Source organism: Maricaulis maris MCS10, assembly GCF_000014745.1.
GTDB lineage: Bacteria > Pseudomonadota > Alphaproteobacteria > Caulobacterales > Maricaulaceae > Maricaulis > Maricaulis maris_A.
The window spans coordinates 1,333,339-1,352,182 of sequence record NC_008347.1; the positions used below are offsets into that span (position 1 = coordinate 1,333,339).

Below are 18,844 nucleotides of genomic sequence, written 5' to 3' on the forward strand. Positions count from 1 at the left end.
GGCTCAATCGGGTTCCACACTTCCCAGTGTGAAGAGGGTAACACGGAATTGGATGGACTCGGAGGGACCCAGGTCAAGGATACCAAGGTCTTCGCGTTGATAGACAATATCGAATTGCGAGCAATCGTCCTCGAAGCGGATGCCTATTTCCTGACGGCGCGTTATCTCGAGGTCCAGATCGCGCTGGACAAGGCCGATCGCGCTCCAATTTCCTGTGATAGCCAGCTCGAAATCGGCTGAGATTTCACGCTGGGCACCTTGGGTGACATTCGCATCACTGATGTCGAGATAGCGAACATCGGTGGAAAAGCCCGGGCGCGAATACCCCAGGGAGACGTCTAGACGGTTGGTATCTCGACTTTCGGGATCGATACGGGCCGAAACTTCAGCATCAAAGCCCGCGATGTCGATGGAGCCGGCGACGACATAGTCGGATTGCTCCGCCAGCAGTCCGCTTGACGCATTGTAGACGGCCGAGCCGTCTAGACGTTCGCTCTGCCCGAGGAACAGACGGGCTTGCGAGGTCCGTCCCCAGAAAGCCGTGGCTCGCACACCGTAACTCAGGCGTTGCCCGTCTTCCCAGATATCAAATCCGGGCGCGCGGACGGGCTGGAAAAGCATGCTTTCATCGAGATCAATCGACAGGCTGTCTTCATTGATGATCCGCGCGGCGTCTTCATCGTCGGAGGCTGACACGTATGAGATAACGGGCTCAACGATCATGTCGACATTCTCGCCGGGGCGGAAGAACGGCCAGCTTATGTCAGCGCCCGCAAGGCCGAGCGTCCGATAGACCGAATCGGATGTGCCGGCCTGCTCGTCTTCGAAACGGTAAGCGTCGCTCCGCGCCTGAGCAAAGGGCGAGACCAGAATGCCGGCTGGCATCGTCCAACGGGTGCGCCAGTCGATACTGACTGACGCCCGGTCGTAGTCAAAGCCGACATCCCGCCTCAGACTTGCTGCATCGAAACTGGTTTCAATCCGGCCCCAATTTTCCGGTGCCGTGAAGACATGCGAGTAGTGAGCGATCGGAGCGAGGGACGGTACGATGTCGTCGTCCGAATTGGTCGCAAGGGTTTGGAAATCAGCAACCGCAAACAGGCCGGATGAATTTCGGGTTCGTCCATCGACATAAAATTGGCTGACTAGTTGCCGACGCTGCGGCGCAATGGGTGCCCCCCGGTCCTTGTCTTCCTCACTGAAGTCATAACGCCGAAGATGGAGGTTGTCGGAGGCTCTCTGGATGCCGAAACCCCAGCGCCAATCCGGATTGATCGCCCATTCGCCGCCACCGAATATGTGCCACCGATCCGTCTCTTCGCCGAAATGCTCGCCATCGCTGTCAATGTCGAACTCATGCGTATAACTGCCTTCCAGCTCCATGAAGCCTGACCAGAAGCGCTTGCGATATTCGCCATAAATCAACGGGTTAACATTGCCCATGATGCGTGGCGCTATAACCGCATCTTGAGATGGAGAAATCGTCCAGTAATAGGGTTGTTGATAGATGGCTCCCAAACGGGATGACACTCCGACCTTGGGGAAGAGAAAGCCGGAATGACGCTCGGCGGACGGGTCCGCATGGGCGAATACGGGTGCGTAGAGAACCGGAACACCGCCGATTTCCAGGCGGGCATCACGGTAGTAGATCATCTCGTCATCGGCATCCTGCACCACTTCGCGGGCACGCAGGCGCCAGGTCGGTTCGCCCTCGCCATCCTCGCAGAGGGGGCAGGCGGTGTAGTAGGCATCATTGAGCTGCAGCGAGCCGTTATCGCTGCGGATGGCCGCGGCGGCGGCCATGCGTCCATCGTTTTCCAGCATGGTTGCGAAGCCGATCGCCACCCCGGCCGCCAGCTGGCTGTCCAGTTCCACCTCGTCGGCGTATTGCGGGAAGGCGCCCTGACCCAGAATGATGACATTGCCCCGCGCGACGACACGGTTCTGGTCGGGATGGTATTCGATCTCGTCAGCGAGCAGGGTGCGGGGGTCCTGGCGGACACGCACATTTCCGCGCGCGATATAGCCCGAGCCACCGGCGATATCCTCGACATGATCGGCTTCCAGATAGATCGGTGCCTCATCGACAGGGGTTTCCTGGGCGAGTGCCGGTGCCGTCAAGGCGAGTGCTGAAGTGCTCAGCAACAAAGCCGCAAAGCGGCAAAACTGCGACGCCATGCGCGTCACTCCCTCTGGTCTCCCGGCCCCCGCAGGCGGGTCACTATCATGACTAGCCGATGCCGGGGGCATCGTCCACGCCATCAACCGTCTTCGGTCGAGGCAATATAGATCAGCGCCAGCAAGGCGGTCAGTGCCGGCGCCGACCAGGCAGCCGTCGCTGGCGGCAGTGCACCGGAAACGCCAAACGAGCTCAACATTTCCTGGAAAAAGAACATCACGAAACCGGCTATGCCTCCGGCCATTGCAAACGCAGCCGCGCCGCCGAGGCGGTGCAGGCGCAAGGTCGCGGCGGCTGCAATCAGCGTTGACGCCAGCAGGGTCAGCGGCAAGGCCAACAGCGCATGCAGTCGCAATTCATAGCGTTGGGTCGCCAGCCCGGCCTCCCGCGCTGAGGTTATCAGACGCGGCAGATCCCAGAACGCCACGCCTTCCGCCGAGCGGGCCCGTTCGAACAAGGCCTGCCGATTGATCGAGGTCGGCATGGCGATGGCGCCAAGATCGAGACGCGACGGCGTCGGCGTCCTCTCGATGGCACCGGTAACCTCCCAGAACCCGGCCCGCAATTCCGCCGATTCGGCATCGATGCGCCGCTCCAGCCGCGGCGTGCCCGAGGCATCTTCGGCAAATTGCAGGAAGACCGGGTTGCGCAAGACCTGGCGGGCTTCCTCCAGCTGGGTGGCGGCGATGACCGTGAAGCCATCAATATTGGTCTCGCGCAGCCAGACCGGTTGCTCCGCGCCTTCAACCCGGCGGACATTCATCAGGCTGTCGCGGCGCGCTTCGAATTCGGCATTCAGGGTTGCCGCGAGCGGGTTGAGTCCGGTCGCGCCGATGATACCGATGCCGACGGCCAACACCATCGGGGCTGTGAGGATACGCCAGGCCGAGATACCCGATGCCCGCATGACGATGAGTTCGCTGGACCGGTTCAGGCGGAACAGCGAGGTCAGGGTCCCGAACAGGAAGACGAAGGGCAGGGTGCTTTCCAGAAGGGCGGGCGCTCGCAGCAATGTCAGGCCCAGCAAGTCGAGGGTCGACACATCAACCCGTGTGCCAACCGCTCGTGATTGCTCGACGAAATCGACCAGAATGATGACCGTGGCAATGGTCAGGAAGGCGAGTAGCAGGCCACCGGCGGTCTGGCTGGCCATGTAGCGGTTCAGGCGACCGGCGATCATGCGCTCGCCTCCGCGACGGCATTGTGCCTTGGCCGGTTGCGGGCCGGCCAATAGATGACGGCCACGGCGCCGACCATGCCAAACACCGGTACCAGATACTGCGCCACATTCATGGCGGCATCATCGGCGCTGGCTGATTGCATCGCAAAGCCGACAAGGCGCAGCGTCAGCCCGGCCCCGACGGCGATCATGACCCGTCGGCCATAGCCCATGCGGGAGTGGTCACCGGCCAGGAAACAGGCCGCGGCGATCAGCGCGAAGGCCAGGTTGTAGAGGGGGGCGGACAGGCGGTAATGGGCTTCCGCCCAGGCCCGTTCCGGCCCGCCGGTACGGGCGACTTCGGCGGCGGAGGGCCAGAGGAGTTCGTGCAGGTAGCGGTCTGATTCCTTGAAGAACATGGCATCGGCCGGGCCGACGAATTCGCCGAGATCGAATTCATAGCGGTCAAAATTGGCGTAGTAGAGCTCACCGGCCGAATCGATCTGCTGCAGATTGCCGTCGATCAACACCATGGCCGAGCGATCACCCGAGCGCACCACCACACCCTCGCGGGCCGAATAGGTCGAGGCCCCGTCAGTGCCGCGGCTGTCATGGATCAATATGTCCTGCATGCGCCCGTCACGGCCCCGCTCTCGGGCGTAAATGGTCACACCCTGTCCCAATTGGGAAAAGGCACCCGGCGTCACCAGGCTGGCGGCCACATCCGAGCGCAGCGTGTGCAGCGAGCGCCGCATTTCGCGATAGGCAACCGGCTGCAAAAGCAGGTTCACGGCCAGATTGGCGATCAGGACATAGACGCCCAGGCGCATGATGGGAGACAGCAGGCCGAAACGGCTGACGCCGGCCGCCGAGGCGATCACCAGTTCGCTATCGCCGGTCAGCCGGTTCAGGCTCGACAGGACGGCAACAAAAAGGGCGATGGGGACAAGCAGGGCAGTCAGATGCGGCAGGGCCAGCGCCGTGACCTTGATGAAGGTCAGCGCGGTCTCCGAATAGCCGGATACGAGGTCGACATTCGACAGGCTCTGCGTCAGCAGGGCCAGGCCGGCAAAGGCTGCGATCGCCGTCATGAACGGCCAGAGCAACTGGTTGAAGAAATACCGCTGAACGAGAATCATGAAGCCGGCTTGTGCTGCGCGTTCAGCCTTCTATCTCACGTCGTGATCGGATACCACTTCCGCGACACAAGTTTTCGGCGCCGGGTGCAGACCCGTGGCGCATCGAACAATCACCAAACGCGACTGGATGAGAGGGAATACCATGAAAATCGAATTCGCTGCCGCTCCGAGCGCTGCCGGCGCGATCGCCGTGCCGGTCTATACCGACGCGGTCCTGTCACCGGCTGCCCAGGCCATCGACGCGTCCTCCGGCGGCGCCATCAAGCGCGCCATCGCCGCGTCACGCTTTGCCGGCAAACCGGCCCAGACGCTGGAAATCATGGCGCCGTCGGGCAGCTCGGCCAGCCGCGTCGTGCTGTTCGGTCTGGGAGACAAGGACAAGCGGACCGGGTCAACCCTCGAGAAAGCCGCCGCGGCCGTGGTCGCCAAGCTGCTGATCAGCGGCGAGACCCGCCTGTCGATCCAGTTTGATGGCGAAACCGATGGCGATGGCGCCGCCCGTGCCGGTCTCGGCGCCCGTCTGGCCGCCTATCGCTATGACCAGTTCCGCACCAAGCTGAAGGACGACCAGAAACCGTCCCTGACCGAACTCGTCATCGCCGTGAAGGATGTTGACGGTGCCAAGGCAGCCTGGACTGGCTGGGGCGCTGTGGCCGATGGTGTCGACCTGGCCCGTGAAGTCACCAACCTGCCGCCGAACATCCTCAACCCGGAAACCTATGCCAAGAAGATCGAAGGCATGGCCGAGTGCGGGCTTGAGATCGAGATCCTCGATGAAGTTCAGATGACCGAGCTGGGCATGGGCGCGCTTCTGGGTGTCGGCCAGGCATCGGAATTCGAGAGCAAGATCGCGATCATGAAATGGTCCGGCGGCAAGGAGGGCGAAAAGCCGCTCCTCTTCGTCGGCAAGGGCCTGACCTTTGACAGTGGCGGCATCTCGCTGAAGCCGGGTGCCGGCATGGACGAGATGCGCGGCGACATGGGCGGCTCGGCCGCTGTTGTCGGCCTGATGCGCGCGCTCGCCGGTCGCAAGGCCAATGTCAACGCCATCGGCATTGTCGGCCTGGTCGAGAACATGCCCGACGGCAATGCCCAGCGTCCGGGCGATATCGTCACGGCGATGTCCGGCACCACGATCGAGATCCTCAACACCGACGCGGAAGGCCGCCTCGTGCTGGCCGATGTGCTGTGGTACGCGCAGGATCGCTTCGATCCCAAGCTGATCATCGATCTGGCGACGTTGACCGGTGCCATCCTGATCGGTCTGGGCAATACCCGCGCCGGCATTTTCTCCAATTCCGACGAAATCGCCGCCCAGCTGTCCTCGGCCGGCGATGCCTCCGACGAGCCGGTCTGGCGCATGCCGCTCGGCCCGGACTATGAGAAACACATCGAGACCAAGAATGCCGACATCAAGAATGTCGGTGAGGGCCGTCTCGCCGGTTCGATCTCGGCGGCGGAGTTCCTGAAGTGCTTCGTCAATGACAAGCCCTGGTGCCATATCGACATTGCCGGCACGGCGATGGGTGGCATGGGCGGCAAGGACGACCCGCGCCAGCCGAGCTGGGGCACGGGCTGGGGTGTGCGCATCCTCGACCGTTTCGTGCGCGACAATTACGAGGGCTAGCCCTTCGCTGATCAGGGCGGCCCGCGCGGCCGCCCTTTTCATATCGGCTGTCGGAGAGGACGATGAGCGGCGATCTCTGGTTCTATCATCTCGAGCGCTCCTCGCTGGACGAGGTCCTGCCCGAGCTGCTGGAAAAGACACTGGCGCGCGGCTGGCGGGCGCTGGTGCGTTCGCCCGATGCCAAGCGCCGCGAGGCGATCGACCAGCTCTTGTGGACCTGGCGCGAGGACTCATTCCTGCCGCATGGCCAGGTCGAGGCCGGTTCGCCTGAGCGCCAGCCGGTCCTCATTGCCGAGGACGAAGCCAATCCGAACGGGGCTCATTGTCTTTTCCTGCTCGATGGCGCCGAGCCCGAAAAACCGTCATCCTTTGACCGCATGATTGTCATGTTTGACGGGCAGGACGAAATGGCGGTGACCGACGCGCGCGCGCTGTGGAAGAAAGCCTCGGCTGAGGGCTGTACGGTATCCTACTGGCGCCAGTCGCCGGAAGGCCGATGGGAGAAGAAGGCATGACACGTTATTTGCTGATTGCGCTGGCCGGGCTGTCCGTTGCCGCCTGCACCACCGGTGGCAGCGCCATAGATGGCGGCGATACGGTCATGCCGGTGCCGGACTTCGCGGACGACTCGATGGGCGATAACAGCGTCGATCCCAATGCTTGGTGCGGCGCCAGTGCGATGGGCTATCTGGTCGGCCAGCGCATCGACGAGGTCGATCTGGAAACCCTGCACGGCAATATCCGGGTCATCCATCCGGGCATGCCGGTCACCCGCGATTATCGCCGCGAACGGCTCAATCTTGACCTCGACGAGGCGGGTGTCATCCTGCGGCCCTGGTGTGGTTGAGCGAGTGGTGCCGATGAGAGCTGTTTTGATTGCGCTGAGCTGTTCGCTGGTTGGCGCAGGCCTGACCGGCTGCGGTCTGACCGGGCGCGGTCAGGTCGCGCCGCCGCAGACCGTCGCCGAACTGCCGCCGCTGGGCGCCGCCGAAGACGTTCAGGACAGTGAGGTCCGCGCACCGATCACCGGCACATGCGGCATGGAAGACCTGCAACACTATGTCGGCCAGCCGCGGCTCAATGTTCCCCATGGCGCCATGCCCGACACCTATCGCGTCGTCGGTCCCAATTCGGTCGTGACCATGGATTTCCGGCCCGACCGGCTGACCATCCGCGTCAATGAAAGCGATGTCGTGGAAAGCATGGCCTGCGGCTGAGCGCCTCGCGCCGACGATGGTCAGCCATCAACCGGCGAACAGGTGCTGCAGCCGGGCGACATGATGGTTGGTCAGGGACAGCGCATCACGGGCCAGCCAGCTACCCACCACCTGGGCCGTCGACAGCGCATCTTCGCGGCTCAACAGGTTGGCGTCGTCTTCTGCGTCCAGAGACGCATCATCATGCGAATCCGCGTCGGTGGGCATGACGACATCCACCCGGATTTCGTCGGGGCTGTGAAAGCTGTGGTCCGGCCGCGAGGCGGCAGGGCCCGGCTTCATCGGGCTGGCCTGTTTGCGAAAACCGGCGGGGCGGGGCGGCAGCGATCCTTCGACCTTCATGACCCGTTCCCGCCATTCAGCCCGCGCGAAACAACACGACTACCGGACCCGACGGGCCCGGCAGGGGTCATATCGACCAGGTCATGTACCACCGGGCCATCAAACCTTTGGTGAGCGACGCCCGGCAGCGCGCCATCGGATCCCATTGATCCATCCACCTCATTCCAGTGTGCTCATATTGTATGAGCGCAAATACGAATGGTTTCTTAATGGGACAAGTGGCGGCGGAAGACTTTTAAATCCAAGGTATTAAGCCCTGCTACCCCGCCTCCGCCGCTTCCAGCTTTTCTTCTGCTTCCAGCCAGCTCATCTCGGCCGTGTCCAATAGCTCCACGGCTTTGGCGCGCTTGATCTGGAGGTCGGTCGCGGTCTTGGGGTCTTTTTGATAGAGGCCGGGGGCGGCGAGGGCTTTGTCGATGACGTCGATAATGCCGCGCAGGCGGTCGGCTTCCTTGTCCCAGCGGGCGATCTCGTCGCGCAGGGGTTTGAGCGCCTTGCGCTGATCGGCGGCGGAGCGGCGGGCGACGGACTTTTCGTCGGTGGCGGCGGCCTTCTTCTTCGGGCCGTCCTTGGGCGCGCGGCCGAGCAGGGACTGGCGATAGGTCTCGATATCCTCGTCATAGGGTTTGACCGTGCCATCGCCGACCACCCAGAGCCGGTCGACGCAGCTCTCGATCAGATGCCGGTCGTGCGAGATCAGGACGACGGCGCCCTCATACTCATTGATCGCCTGGATCAGGGCGGCGCGGCTGTCCATGTCGAGATGGTTGGTCGGTTCGTCGAGGATGAGGAGGTGTGGGCCCTCAAAGGTGATCAGGTTGAACAGGAGGCGGGCCTTCTCGCCGCCCGACAGCGTATCGGCCGGGGTTTCCTGGCGGTCACCGGGCAGGCCGAAAGTCGCCAGACGGGCCCGGCGCTGGGCCTCGGTGGCGTCGGGCATCAGCTCGATAATGTGCTGATAGGCCGACATGTCCGGTGACAGGCTGTCGATCTGGTGCTGGGCGAAATAGGCGATCTGCATCTTCTTGTGCTTGCGCAGATGCCCGTCGAGCGGCGCCAGCCGGTCGCACAGGAGTTTCGCCATGGTCGATTTGCCGGCACCATTGCGGCCGAGAATGCCGATCCGGTCCTCGGTATCGATATTGAGATTGACGTCGCGCAGCACTGGCTTGCCCGGCGCATAGCCGGCCTGGAGATTGACCATGCGGACGATCGGCGGCGCCATTCGGCGCTGCGGGCTGGGGAAGTTGAAGGGCGCCACCGGGTCCTCGACCTGGGTCGCCACGATCTGCATCTTCTCCAGCCGCTTGACCCGCGACTGGGCCTGTTTGGCCTTCGACGCCTTGGCCTTGAAGCGGTCGACGAAGGATTGCAGGTGGCGGCGTTCGACCTCCTGCTTCTCGACCATCTTCATCTGCAGGCGTTGCCGCTCTGCCAGCGCCTTTTCGAAATCATCATAACCACCATCCCAGACGGTCAGCTTGCCCTGTTTGAGATGGGCGATCTTCTGCATCGCTCCGTTCAGCAGGTCACGGTCGTGCGAGATCACCAGGGCGGCGCCGGGGAAGGATTTGAGATAGGTCTGCAGCCACATCACCCCTTCCAGATCGAGATAGTTGGTCGGCTCGTCCAGCAGGAGAAGGTCGGGGCGCGCGAACAGCGTCGCCGCCAGGGCCACGCGCATCCGCCAGCCGCCCGAGAACTCGCGGCAGGGCCGACGCTGTTCCTCGCCGGTAAAGCCGAGACCGGCCAGGATCGACCCGGCGCGTGCCTCGGCGGTGTGGCTGTCGATATCGGCCAGCCGGGTCTGGATCTCGGCGATGCGATTGGGCTCGGTTGCCGTTTCCGCCTCGGCCAGCAGGGCGGCGCGCTCGGTGTCGGCGGCCATCACCACATCGATCAGGCTGTCATCCCCGCCCGGCGCTTCCTGGGCGACCGAGCCGACGCGAGCGCCTTTTTGAACACTGGTATCGCCGCCTTCGGAGGCGATCTCGCCGCGGATCAGGCGGAACAGGGTCGATTTGCCCGTCCCGTTGCGACCGACCAGACCCATCTTGGTCTTGGCCGGCAGGAAGAGCGTCGCCTGATCAAAGAGCATCCGCCCTTCAATGCGATAGGTGAGATCGTTGATGTGCAACATGGTGCATGGCGGTTAGCGCGGGATTTCGGCTGGCGCAACAGATTCGCGCTGAGCCCGATGGAGGGCGGCCGCTTTGCGGTTTCACCCTTGAGCTGAAGAAGCGGACACGGCCTGCTGGCTGACAAGCGATTTATGGATCACTCCGCGACGGGTCGCGATGTCAGCCCTTATGTTCTTCCAATCGAGACCGCTCCGGCGTCAAGCCAGACAAGTTCTGTGCCCGCCCCCTGTCAGCCGGCCTCGATGACCAGGATTTCCATCGGGATATCGCCGTCCGGGCCGAATTCCTCTTCGAAGCGTCGGGTCAGCGCCGCGATCGCCGCCTCGACATCTCCGTCATTGCGGCGGATCTGCCCGGCGACGGGATTGCCCAGAATGAGGCCGTGCGCGAACGCCTCGAGATCGGCCTTGCTGTGGACCCGGGACAGGATGTCGATCCGGATATCTGTAAATCCGGCGGCCCGCAGATCGGCCTCAATCGTCCCGGCATCGTGATAGCTGTAGGGGACGGCATAGAAGCTGGGCTCGTCCTTGCCGATCAATGGCGCAACGACGCCATCCGCGATTTCGGCAAACGGGTTGGTCGCCCAACTGCCCCAGACATTGAACACATAACGACCGCCCGGTTTGAGAACCCGACGGGCCTCGCGATAGGCGGCGACCTTGTCCGGGAAGAACATCACGCCGAACTGGCAGGTGATCGCGTCAAATTCCGCGTCGGGGTAATCAAGCGCGCTGGCATCGGCGGTGTTGAAGGTCACAGCATCCGGATCGCCGGTACGCTGGCGGGCGATGGTCAGCATGTCGCCATTCAGGTCCGTCGCTTCCAGCCTTGCACCGTCGGGCAGGCGGGCGAGGAGCTTCTCGGTGAGGATGCCGGTTCCAGCTGCCAGTTCCAGCAAATGACTGCCGGCCGAGACCGGGACCCGACCTGCGAGGTCGCCCGCGTGGTGATCGAACAGGACCGGGCCGAGATAGCGGTCATAGGCGGCCGGGATATCGCCCTCGAAGCGCGCGGTCACCGCTGTCTCACCGGATCTGGCCTGACCCGCGCCGCTGGCGGGTGGTTCGCTGACATCGCGGAACAGGAGCATCGAACCGATCCGTGACGACGCACCGTCCCAATACCCGTTCTCGGCCGCGAATTCCTTCGGGTTCTTGAAGGTCCCGAAGATGATGTCGAACAGGGGCAGGTCCGAGAAGTTCTTGTCGTGGACGCCGCGCTCATGATGGTGGCTGTGGCTTTCGGGGCGTTGCAGGAAAAAGCCGAGCCAGCGTGGCGTGCGGATATTGGTGTGCTGGAACAGGGCGAGGAAGGTCGTCGCCAGCAGGGTGACCGTGATGGCCTGTTGCTCGATCCCGACCAGAAGGGTGAGGCCCAGACTGCCGACAAAGGCAAAGCCGATGGAATCGAGCGGACTGAAATAGAAGGCGCCGAATGTGTCGACCCGCTCGGCACTGTGGTGAAGCTGGTGAAAGCCCAGCCACAGGAAACGATTGCCGTGCATGGCGCGGTGCCAGACATAGACCCCGAATTCAAAGACAAGAATGCCGACCGCGCTGCCGCCCAGAAGGCCCAGCCCGCTGAGGTCGAACAGCTGATAGGGGGCCAGCAGCGGGTCCCAGATCATGGGCAGGTAGGCGGAGAGGAAGAAATAGGCGGTGAACATGACCAGCGCCCGAAATCGCCACCCCTTGACGGCCGGCAGCTTGCGCGCCGGGAAGATCGCTTCGATCACGATCATGGTGGCGAACAGGCCCAATATCGCGAGCGATACCGGATCCAGCAGTACTTGAATTGGTGTTGGCATTGAATCCCCCGGTTCCGCCGACGGTACACGTATTCCGTGTGGTGGTAAGGGGCATTTCTTCCGAATTGGCCAAAAACAAGCGGCTTACGGCCCGGAGGCAGGCCCGAAAGACGCAATGACTTCCCCTGATGGCCTGCGCCCGCTATAAGCCGCGCGAATCCACAGGCCGGGGTGATCCCGGACAATCACAGTTTCAGTCTCGAGGACTTCTCCCATGGCGATCCAACGCACCTTCTCCATCATCAAGCCCGACGCCACTGCCCGTAATCTGACCGGCGCCATCAACGCCAAGATCGAGGCTGCCGGCCTGCGCATCATCGCGCAAAAGCGCATCCGTCTGTCGCGCGAGCAGGCTGAAGGTTTTTACGGCGTCCACAAGGAGCGTCCCTTCTTCAACGACCTCGTCACCTTCATGATCTCCGGCCCGGTCGTGGTCCAGGTCCTGGAGGGCGAAGACGCCATCGCCAAGTATCGCACCGTGATGGGCGCGACGAACCCTGAGCAGGCTGATGCCGGCACGATCCGCAAGGACTTCGCCGAGTCGATCGAAGCCAACTCGGTGCATGGTTCCGACGCCCCGGAAACTGCAGCGGAAGAAATTCCCTTCTTCTTCTCGGATGACGAAATCGTCGGCTGATCCCAGCTGCAAATTCAGACAAAAAAGGCCCGGTATCCTGCCGGGCCTTTCTTTTTTGTGCATAACGCGTTGCGCGGGCGTGCGGCGCTGCCTAACTGCGCTCGCAGAGTGGTGTGAGGAGTTGCGCGATGGACATGCCCCTGATTGCCAGCCTGGTGACCTTCGTCGTGATCATGTCCGTCACGCCCGGCCCCAATAATATCATGATGATGTCGTCGAGCGCCCTGTTCGGGGTGCGGGCAACGCTGCCGCATTGGCTGGGCGTGAATTTCGGCTTCAACCTGCTCTTGATCGCTTCGGTGTTCGGACTGGGTGAGTTGATCGGGCGTTTCCCGGTCATGCTGGATGTGGTCCGGATTGGCGGTTCGCTTTGGCTGGTCTGGATGGCGTGGAAATTCGCCCATGCCGGTTGGGCTATCGGCAAGGCCGGCAGCCGCGCGGCGACCGCCAGGGAAGACCGCTCGCGCCCCTTCCGGTCCTGGGAGGCTGCGCTGTTCCAGGCGATCAATCCCAAGGCCATCCTGATGGCGGTCTCGACGGCAGGCGCCTATGTCGCGCTGGCCGACACGCCGATCGAACGGGTCGGTATTTTCGTGACCGCCTTCATCCTGTTCGGCGCGCCCTGCGGTTTGCTCTGGATCTTCGTCGGTGGCGGTCTCAAGCGCCTGCTGGCCGAAGGCGCCTCGGCGCGCTGGCTGAACTATGCCATTGCCGGCATCCTGATGTTCACGATCTGGTTGATCCTGTCGGCCTGAGCCGCAGGCCGCCCCTTGCGTGGAGCGGTAACGCAGCAGACCATGGCGCTCCCCCAAGCGCCGGAGAGCTGCCATGTCCGATATCGCCCGTCTCGTGCAAGCCCTGCCCAAGGCTGAACTTCACCTTCACATCGAAGGCTCGCTCGAGCCGGAATTGATGTTCGAGCTGGCCCGGCGCAACGGGATCGAAATCCCCTTCAACTCGGTCGAGGAAATCCGCGCCGCCTACGATTTTTCCAACCTGCAGGATTTTCTCGACGTCTATTATGTCGGCATGAATGTGCTGATCACCGAGGCGGATTTCTTCGATCTGACCTGGGCCTATCTCCAGCGTGTCGACGCCGAGAATGTCCGCCATGTCGAGATCTTCTTCGACCCGCAGGGCCATACCGATCGCGGCATCGCCTTCGCGACGGTGGTGGACGGGATCACCCGGGCGCTGGACAGGGCCAAGTCGGAGCTCGGCATCACCTCGAAGCTTATCCTGTGTTTCCTGCGTCACCTGTCCGAGGAGGCGGCTTTTGAGACGCTGGAAATGGCCAAGCCGCACCTGGAGCGCATCGACGGTGTCGGTCTGGACAGTTCCGAGCTCGGTCACCCGCCGTCGAAATTCCAGCGCGTCTTCGCCGCTGCCGGCGAGCTGGGCCTGCTGCGGGTCGCCCATGCCGGTGAGGAGGGGCCGCCGGAATACATTCATGAAGCGCTGGACCTGCTGAAGGTCGACCGTCTCGATCACGGCAATCGCGCCCTGGAAGACGGCACTCTGGTCGCCCGCCTTGGCCGCGAACAGATGACGCTGACGGTCTGTCCGCTCTCCAATCTGCGCCTGTGCGGCATCAAGCGGCTGGAAGACCACCCCCTGAAACGCATGCTGGCGCTGGGCCTGCGGGCCACGGTCAATTCCGACGACCCGGCTTATTTCGGCGGCTATGTGAATGACAACTACATCCGCACCGCCGCCGCCATCGACCTGAGCGCCGACGAGATCATCGAACTGGCGAAGAATTCTTTCCGCGGCGCTTTCCTGCCGGAGGCGGAGATCGAGCGCCATCTGGCGGAGATTGATGCGGTGGTGGAGGGCGTGGCCTGATTGTTTTGATCTGCCCCTGAAGGTTTCGATCTGAGCTTGTCCAAATGTGGCGGGATCAGTCCGTCATAGTCTGGCCCAATTCTTTCGCGCATTTTTACCCATATCAATCTGGGGGTGTATGATTATGCTGGCGACTATGATTGCGATGCTGGTGGCTCTGCAGGAGCCGTCAGTCGCCGAGTGCGGGCTGATATCGGGGGCTGATACCTTGCTGGACGAGGCTGACGGCCGGCTCGTCCTGTTGGGCGAGCTTCATGGCACGCAGCAGGCCCCGGCGTTTACGGCAAGCCTGATATGCCAGGGTGTCGCGCGTGGCGATCATACCATCCTCGGCCTGGAGATGAGCGCGACCGAACAAGACCGGCTGGAGGCCTATCTGTCGTCCGACGGCAGCGAAACCGCCATTGCCGCACTGACCGCCGGGTCGTGGTTCTGGGAGAGCAGTCGGGATGGCCGTTCCAGCATTGCAATGCTGTCTCTGATAGACGCGGTGCGCCGCCATCGCGCGGCGGGCGCCTCAATTGACCTCGTCGCAGTAGATTTCGACCCGGTCGCCGATGCGGACCTGGACGATACTCCGCACATTCGGGATCAGGCCATGCTGCGCCGGGCGCGGCGTTTTATCGGCGATGCGGACAACATCTTGATCCTCGTCGGCAATGTCCATGCTCGCAGGACGCCATTTGTGTATGGGGACTTGCATTTGGAAACGATTGGCTCACTTGCCAACCCGGATGAAGTTTACAGTCTTCGGCTGGGTGTTCTCGGTGGTGAAGCCTGGTCCTGTCGTCGCGCCGATGGCGTGACCGAATGCGGCCCTCATGCCTCAGCCGGCTATGTCGATTTGGGCGAACACCGTGTCATGTCGTTGGATGAAGCGATCGAGGCCGGGGTGCTCGGGATCGAGGCTGATGCCTACCACCGCTATGTTTTCCTCGGTGAGAGCGACGTCTCCCGACCGCTCTTGGCGCCAACTGATTGACTCAATCGTCCTCCGAGCCCGGCTTGCGCCGTCTCGATTTTGCCTGCGCTTTCGGGACCTTGTCTGCTTTCGCCCGCTTGATCGACGCGAGGGAAGGCCGCGCTTTTTTGCGGGGCTTGGGCGCGATCAGCGCCTGTTCGATCAACTGGCGCAGGCGGTCACCGCTGCCGGCGAGCTGGGCCTGCGGGCCACGGTCAATTCCGACGACCCGGCTTATTTCGGCGGTTGTGTGAATGACAACTACATCCGCACCGCCGCCGCCATCGACCTGACCGCCGACGAGATTATCGAATTGGCGAAGAACTCCTTCCGCGGCGCTTTCCTGCCGGAAGAAGAGATCGAGCGTCATCTGGCGGAGATTGAGGCGGTGGTGGAGGGCGTCAGCTAGCGGACAAGATGGGCAGCTGCCTGCCGGTGTTCGCAATACCCATTTGGAATTAAAGGCATACGAGCTGCCCGTATCCTGTATAGTGGCCGCAAACCAGTTTTAGGGGCGGAACATGCGGGCATTGATTTCGATTTCGATCATGGGACTTTCGTTGCTGACCTCGACCGCTGCGGTCGAGGCGCAGGCCAATCAGGAGCGGGTGATCCCCGAACATATTCTTGTCCGGGTCATGCCGCGAGATCTGGTGGGGGTCGATTTGAGCGGCGCCGCGCTGGCAGATGTAAGCTTCGAGCGGGTTACCATGTCCGGCGCGAACATGTCCGGCGCAAATCTCAGCCGATCCCGGTTTCCGGATGCCAATCTGGACCGCGCGGATCTCTCGAATACCGATCTGACCGAGGCTGACCTCTCCACGGGAAGATTTGTCGGCGCAAACTTTCGAGGTGCTTTGCTGCGCAACACCTCCCTGACCGGTGCCAATCTCACCGGCGCGGATCTGACAGGGGCCCGGGAACTGGGCTATGAGATCAATCAGGCCCGCCTTTGCAATACTCGCCTGAGCGCAACAGTGGTCCTCAATCGCGATTGTGTGGAGCTTGGAGTGCGTGCCGAGACGCGCCATCTCGTTGATCGCAACGCCCAGCAGCGTCTCCTGCAAAACCGGGCCTGTGTCGGCTGTGATCTTCGCTTTGCCCAGGCCGCCAACGCGTCGCTGATTGGCGCCGATATCTCCCGCGCCCTGCTGACCGATGCCAATCTGTCGGGCGCGAACCTGTCTGGGGCCAACCTCGTCGACGCCGAGCTTACCCGCACCAATTTTGCGCGTGCCAATCTGTCGAATGTGAGTTTCTCCGGCCGTCCATTGCCGCGCAATGTGATATTCACCGGCACCATTCTTCGTGGCGCCAATCTTTCTGGCCAAGACCTCACGGGGCTCGACTTTCAGGGCGCCGACCTGTCCCGAGCCAATGTCGAGGCGGCCGAAATCGATCGCACGACATTGCTCCGGGATGCCCGCCTGACCGGACTGGACCTGAGCCATGCCTCCTTGAGCCAGGCGATTTTTCCGGGAAATGACTTTCGCACCATCAACCTGACCGGTGTGCAGATTTACGGGATGGTCCTGACCGGCGCCAATTTCACCTCTGTCGAGTTGTCGAATGCCCGGATTGTTGAGAGCAACATGCAACGGGCCATCCTTGCCGGTGCCAATCTGTCCTACGCCGACCTTTCCGGGATTGACCTTGCTGGCGCCGATCTGACCGGTGCCGACTTGAGTGGAGCCAACTTGATCGGCGCTGATCTGACAGGCGCCAACCTGACTCGCGCCAACCTGACAGGGGCCATCCTGTTCGGGACCGATCTGACGCGTGCGATCCTGGCCAATGCCCGGTTGAACTCGGCTCAACTGGTCGGCGCCCAGCTAAGCGGCGCCCGGCTCGACTCGGCGGACCTGACGGATGCCAATCTTTTTGGCGCGCAGAACGCGGCCAGCATCCCGGTCTCCGGCACCATGACCTTCTGCCGCACCAGGATGGCAGACGGGAGTGACCGCAGCTCCAGCTGTGGGGCTGCGGTTTCGTCGCCGAAATAGCCGTCTGGTCCTCAGATCCCGACTTCCGGCGTATCGACCTGGTTTGTGACTTCTGCGCTTTCGCGGCTTTCACGCGTTTGATCGACGCCAGGGATGGCCGCGCTTTCTTGCGAGGCTTCGCGGCGAGGTCGAATCGCAGCTGGACGGTACTCTCGGTCTTGTTGATGTGCTGGCCATCCCGAGCCCGGTCACTCTGTGCCTGACCGCTCCTGGATGAGGGCGATCAGCTGGTCGAGGACGACATCATCGCGCCCGCGCACGACCGGAAAGTCGAGGCGAATGTCGGGTGTGACCGGGTGTGAAACAAGGTTTCCGTTCGGCCGCACGATATGGGCTTTGGGATAGCCAACCGCGATGCCGGTCTCGGCGAGCGTGAAGGTTTCCATCGCGCCATAGGTGGTCGCCATGTCGGCCGTCACTTCGCCAACGATCTCGCCGAAACCATAATCCTGCACGAGGGCCGCGACGGAAACCGCATTGGAGAAGCTGTAGCGATTGACCAGCACATAGACATCGCCCTCGAACCGGTCGTCAGCCGGTCGCGGTTGGGCGTATGGCAGGTCGATCTCGATCAGGTCGCCAGCCGGCGTTGCATCGTAAAGCTCGGCATAGGTCGCTGTCATGCCGCTGGGCACGTCCATGGCGTCGAACCGCGCCTGATTGGCAGCCGTGCTTTGCGGGCTGACCCGGACCGTGAAGCGTGAGGAAAACCGGAATGGTTGATCGGCCACCCAGGCCAGCATCGGGTCGGAGAATGAATTGTCGCCACCGGGATTGTCGCGCAAGTCGATGATCAGGTGTCGTGCTCCGGCTGCACGGAAAGCCAGGAAGCTGTCATCGACAAACCGGATGAAATCGGTCGGATCCCACACATCGCCACCGGGCTCGATGTTGAAGAATGCGAAGGGGCGCAGATAAGCGGTTTGCCCGCCCAGCATCCTCGCGTCCCGGGAATCGAGACGGAAGGGTTCCTGCCGCCCCTCCAGGGCTGCTGCCATATCCTCGCTGTTGCGAAACTCCACCTCGATTCGCGACCGCTGACCGTCGACATGCCGGACATCGAGCACCACCTCGGTGAGATCCGGCCACTCCTGCCAGATGAGGGGGCGTAGCTGGAACTCCAGGATGGTCTGACCGAAGCGAGGGGTTTCAGCGGAAACATGTCGCAGCAGGCGGGGCATCCATACGGTATTGGGCAGGTCATTCAGGCTCAGGATTTCGTCGCCCGGCTGCAAGGCGTCGGCGGTGGATGCATTCGTTTCCACAAAGACCCGCCCGGAGCGAATTGAAAGGGTTAGAGGCAGGACCCGCCCGCCCGCCGCGCGAAAGGCCTGGTAGGCCTCACCGCCGGTTTGTATGCGGGCATGAGCGTGGCGAGCGAGCGCTGTGAATACCTGGAATTCCCGCGCGATCTCCGGAACTGACATCGGTGTATCGAATCCCGCTCGCATCTCGGCATGGCGCTGATCCATGACCGACTGCGGGGTCGCCGCGTACAGATCGGCGTGGGCTTCGCGCAATCCGGCATAAAGCTGGTCAAAATCCGTGCGAATGGCTTGTGGCGAGAACAGCCGAGGCGCCTCCGCCTCGGCGTCGGTCGGCGATTGTGCGTCGCCTTGCCCGGCGATCAAAACGGCGAGGCAGAGGGTGAATTGCTTGAACATCTGGGTCTCTCATGGCTTCCTTGGGGCGGGGCAAGGCCCGTCGTTGAAAACGGTGAAGTCTTCGCCGGTCGATCACCATGACGAGAGTTTCCCGTCTATCTGACTTTTTTCTGACCGGAA

At 62.6% G+C, this 18,844-nt stretch carries 17 protein-coding genes; 10 read left to right on the forward strand and 7 right to left on the reverse strand.

The annotated features are described in order from the left end of the window. Positions 1-3: 3 nt before the first annotated feature. From MMAR10_RS06370 to MMAR10_RS06380, 3 genes are all read right to left on the reverse strand, one after another. Positions 4-2,178 (reverse strand): LPS-assembly protein LptD, encoded by a 2,175-nt coding sequence (locus MMAR10_RS06370; RefSeq protein WP_011643164.1) that lies wholly within the window; start codon positions 2,176-2,178, stop codon positions 4-6. An 83-nt stretch (positions 2,179-2,261) separates the two neighbouring features. Beyond that, entirely contained in the window at positions 2,262-3,359 is a 1,098-nt protein-coding gene (locus MMAR10_RS06375) for an LptF/LptG family permease (protein WP_011643165.1), read from the reverse strand. Further along, positions 3,356-4,477, reverse strand: coding sequence for an LptF/LptG family permease (locus MMAR10_RS06380; protein WP_011643166.1), 1,122 nt, complete (start codon positions 4,475-4,477; stop codon positions 3,356-3,358). Before MMAR10_RS06380 ends, MMAR10_RS06375 begins: the two co-directional genes overlap by 4 nt. A gap of 142 nt (positions 4,478-4,619) precedes the next feature. Between MMAR10_RS06380 and MMAR10_RS06385 the strand changes: the two genes are divergently transcribed. The 4 genes from MMAR10_RS06385 (at position 4,620) to MMAR10_RS16115 (ending at position 7,321) form a co-directional block, all read left to right on the forward strand. Further along, on the forward strand, positions 4,620-6,104 hold the full coding sequence (locus MMAR10_RS06385; RefSeq protein ID WP_011643167.1) for a leucyl aminopeptidase: 1,485 nt from the start codon (positions 4,620-4,622) through the stop codon (positions 6,102-6,104). A gap of 62 nt (positions 6,105-6,166) precedes the next feature. Next, on the forward strand, positions 6,167-6,619 hold the full coding sequence (locus tag MMAR10_RS06390; RefSeq protein WP_011643168.1) for a DNA polymerase III subunit chi: 453 nt from the start codon (positions 6,167-6,169) through the stop codon (positions 6,617-6,619). Further along, entirely contained in the window at positions 6,616-6,951 is a 336-nt protein-coding gene (locus tag MMAR10_RS06395) for an I78 family peptidase inhibitor (RefSeq protein ID WP_011643169.1), read from the forward strand. The genes MMAR10_RS06390 and MMAR10_RS06395 overlap by 4 nt, the downstream gene beginning before the upstream one ends. 13 nt (positions 6,952-6,964) lie before the next feature. Continuing rightward, positions 6,965-7,321: an I78 family peptidase inhibitor gene (locus MMAR10_RS16115; protein ID WP_011643170.1), complete on the forward strand. Its 357-nt coding sequence runs from the start codon at positions 6,965-6,967 to the stop codon at positions 7,319-7,321. Positions 7,322-7,348: 27 nt separating this feature from the next. On the opposite strand, the gene MMAR10_RS06405 is transcribed toward MMAR10_RS16115, so the two are convergent. The 3 genes from MMAR10_RS06405 to MMAR10_RS16670 form a co-directional block, all read right to left on the reverse strand. Beyond that, complete coding sequence (locus MMAR10_RS06405) at positions 7,349-7,663, reverse strand: hypothetical protein (RefSeq protein ID WP_011643171.1); 315 nt, start codon at positions 7,661-7,663, stop codon at positions 7,349-7,351. Positions 7,664-7,922: 259 nt separating this feature from the next. After that, positions 7,923-9,803, reverse strand: a complete 1,881-nt coding sequence (locus tag MMAR10_RS06410; protein WP_011643172.1) for an ABC-F family ATP-binding cassette domain-containing protein — start codon at positions 9,801-9,803, stop codon at positions 7,923-7,925. A gap of 230 nt (positions 9,804-10,033) precedes the next feature. Then, positions 10,034-11,614, reverse strand: coding sequence for a sterol desaturase family protein (locus MMAR10_RS16670; RefSeq protein WP_011643173.1), 1,581 nt, complete (start codon positions 11,612-11,614; stop codon positions 10,034-10,036). A gap of 214 nt (positions 11,615-11,828) precedes the next feature. Between MMAR10_RS16670 and ndk the strand changes: the two genes are divergently transcribed. From ndk to MMAR10_RS16120, 6 genes are all read left to right on the forward strand, one after another. Beyond that, positions 11,829-12,251: a nucleoside-diphosphate kinase gene (gene ndk / locus MMAR10_RS06420; RefSeq protein ID WP_011643174.1), complete on the forward strand. Its 423-nt coding sequence runs from the start codon at positions 11,829-11,831 to the stop codon at positions 12,249-12,251. A gap of 128 nt (positions 12,252-12,379) precedes the next feature. After that, complete coding sequence (locus MMAR10_RS06425) at positions 12,380-13,006, forward strand: LysE family translocator (RefSeq protein WP_011643175.1); 627 nt, start codon at positions 12,380-12,382, stop codon at positions 13,004-13,006. A 73-nt stretch (positions 13,007-13,079) separates the two neighbouring features. Then, the gene (locus MMAR10_RS06430) at positions 13,080-14,096 is read left to right on the forward strand and encodes an adenosine deaminase (protein ID WP_011643176.1); all 1,017 of its coding nucleotides are present in this window, start codon (positions 13,080-13,082) and stop codon (positions 14,094-14,096) included. 124 nt (positions 14,097-14,220) lie between these two features. After that, on the forward strand, positions 14,221-15,078 hold the full coding sequence (locus MMAR10_RS16885; RefSeq protein ID WP_011643177.1) for a hypothetical protein: 858 nt from the start codon (positions 14,221-14,223) through the stop codon (positions 15,076-15,078). After that, positions 15,023-15,466, forward strand: a complete 444-nt coding sequence (locus MMAR10_RS17145) for a hypothetical protein (RefSeq protein ID WP_233353884.1) — start codon at positions 15,023-15,025, stop codon at positions 15,464-15,466. The genes MMAR10_RS16885 and MMAR10_RS17145 overlap by 56 nt, the downstream gene beginning before the upstream one ends. A gap of 112 nt (positions 15,467-15,578) precedes the next feature. Beyond that, positions 15,579-17,060 carry a pentapeptide repeat-containing protein gene (locus MMAR10_RS16120; protein ID WP_011643178.1) on the forward strand — a complete coding sequence of 494 codons (1,482 nt, stop codon included), beginning with the start codon at positions 15,579-15,581 and terminating at the stop codon, positions 17,058-17,060. Positions 17,061-17,248: 188 nt separating this feature from the next. Here MMAR10_RS16120 and MMAR10_RS06450 read toward each other — a convergent pair whose 3' ends face one another. Continuing rightward, complete coding sequence (locus tag MMAR10_RS06450) at positions 17,249-18,724, reverse strand: S41 family peptidase (RefSeq protein ID WP_011643179.1); 1,476 nt, start codon at positions 18,722-18,724, stop codon at positions 17,249-17,251. Positions 18,725-18,844: the final 120 nt, after the last annotated feature.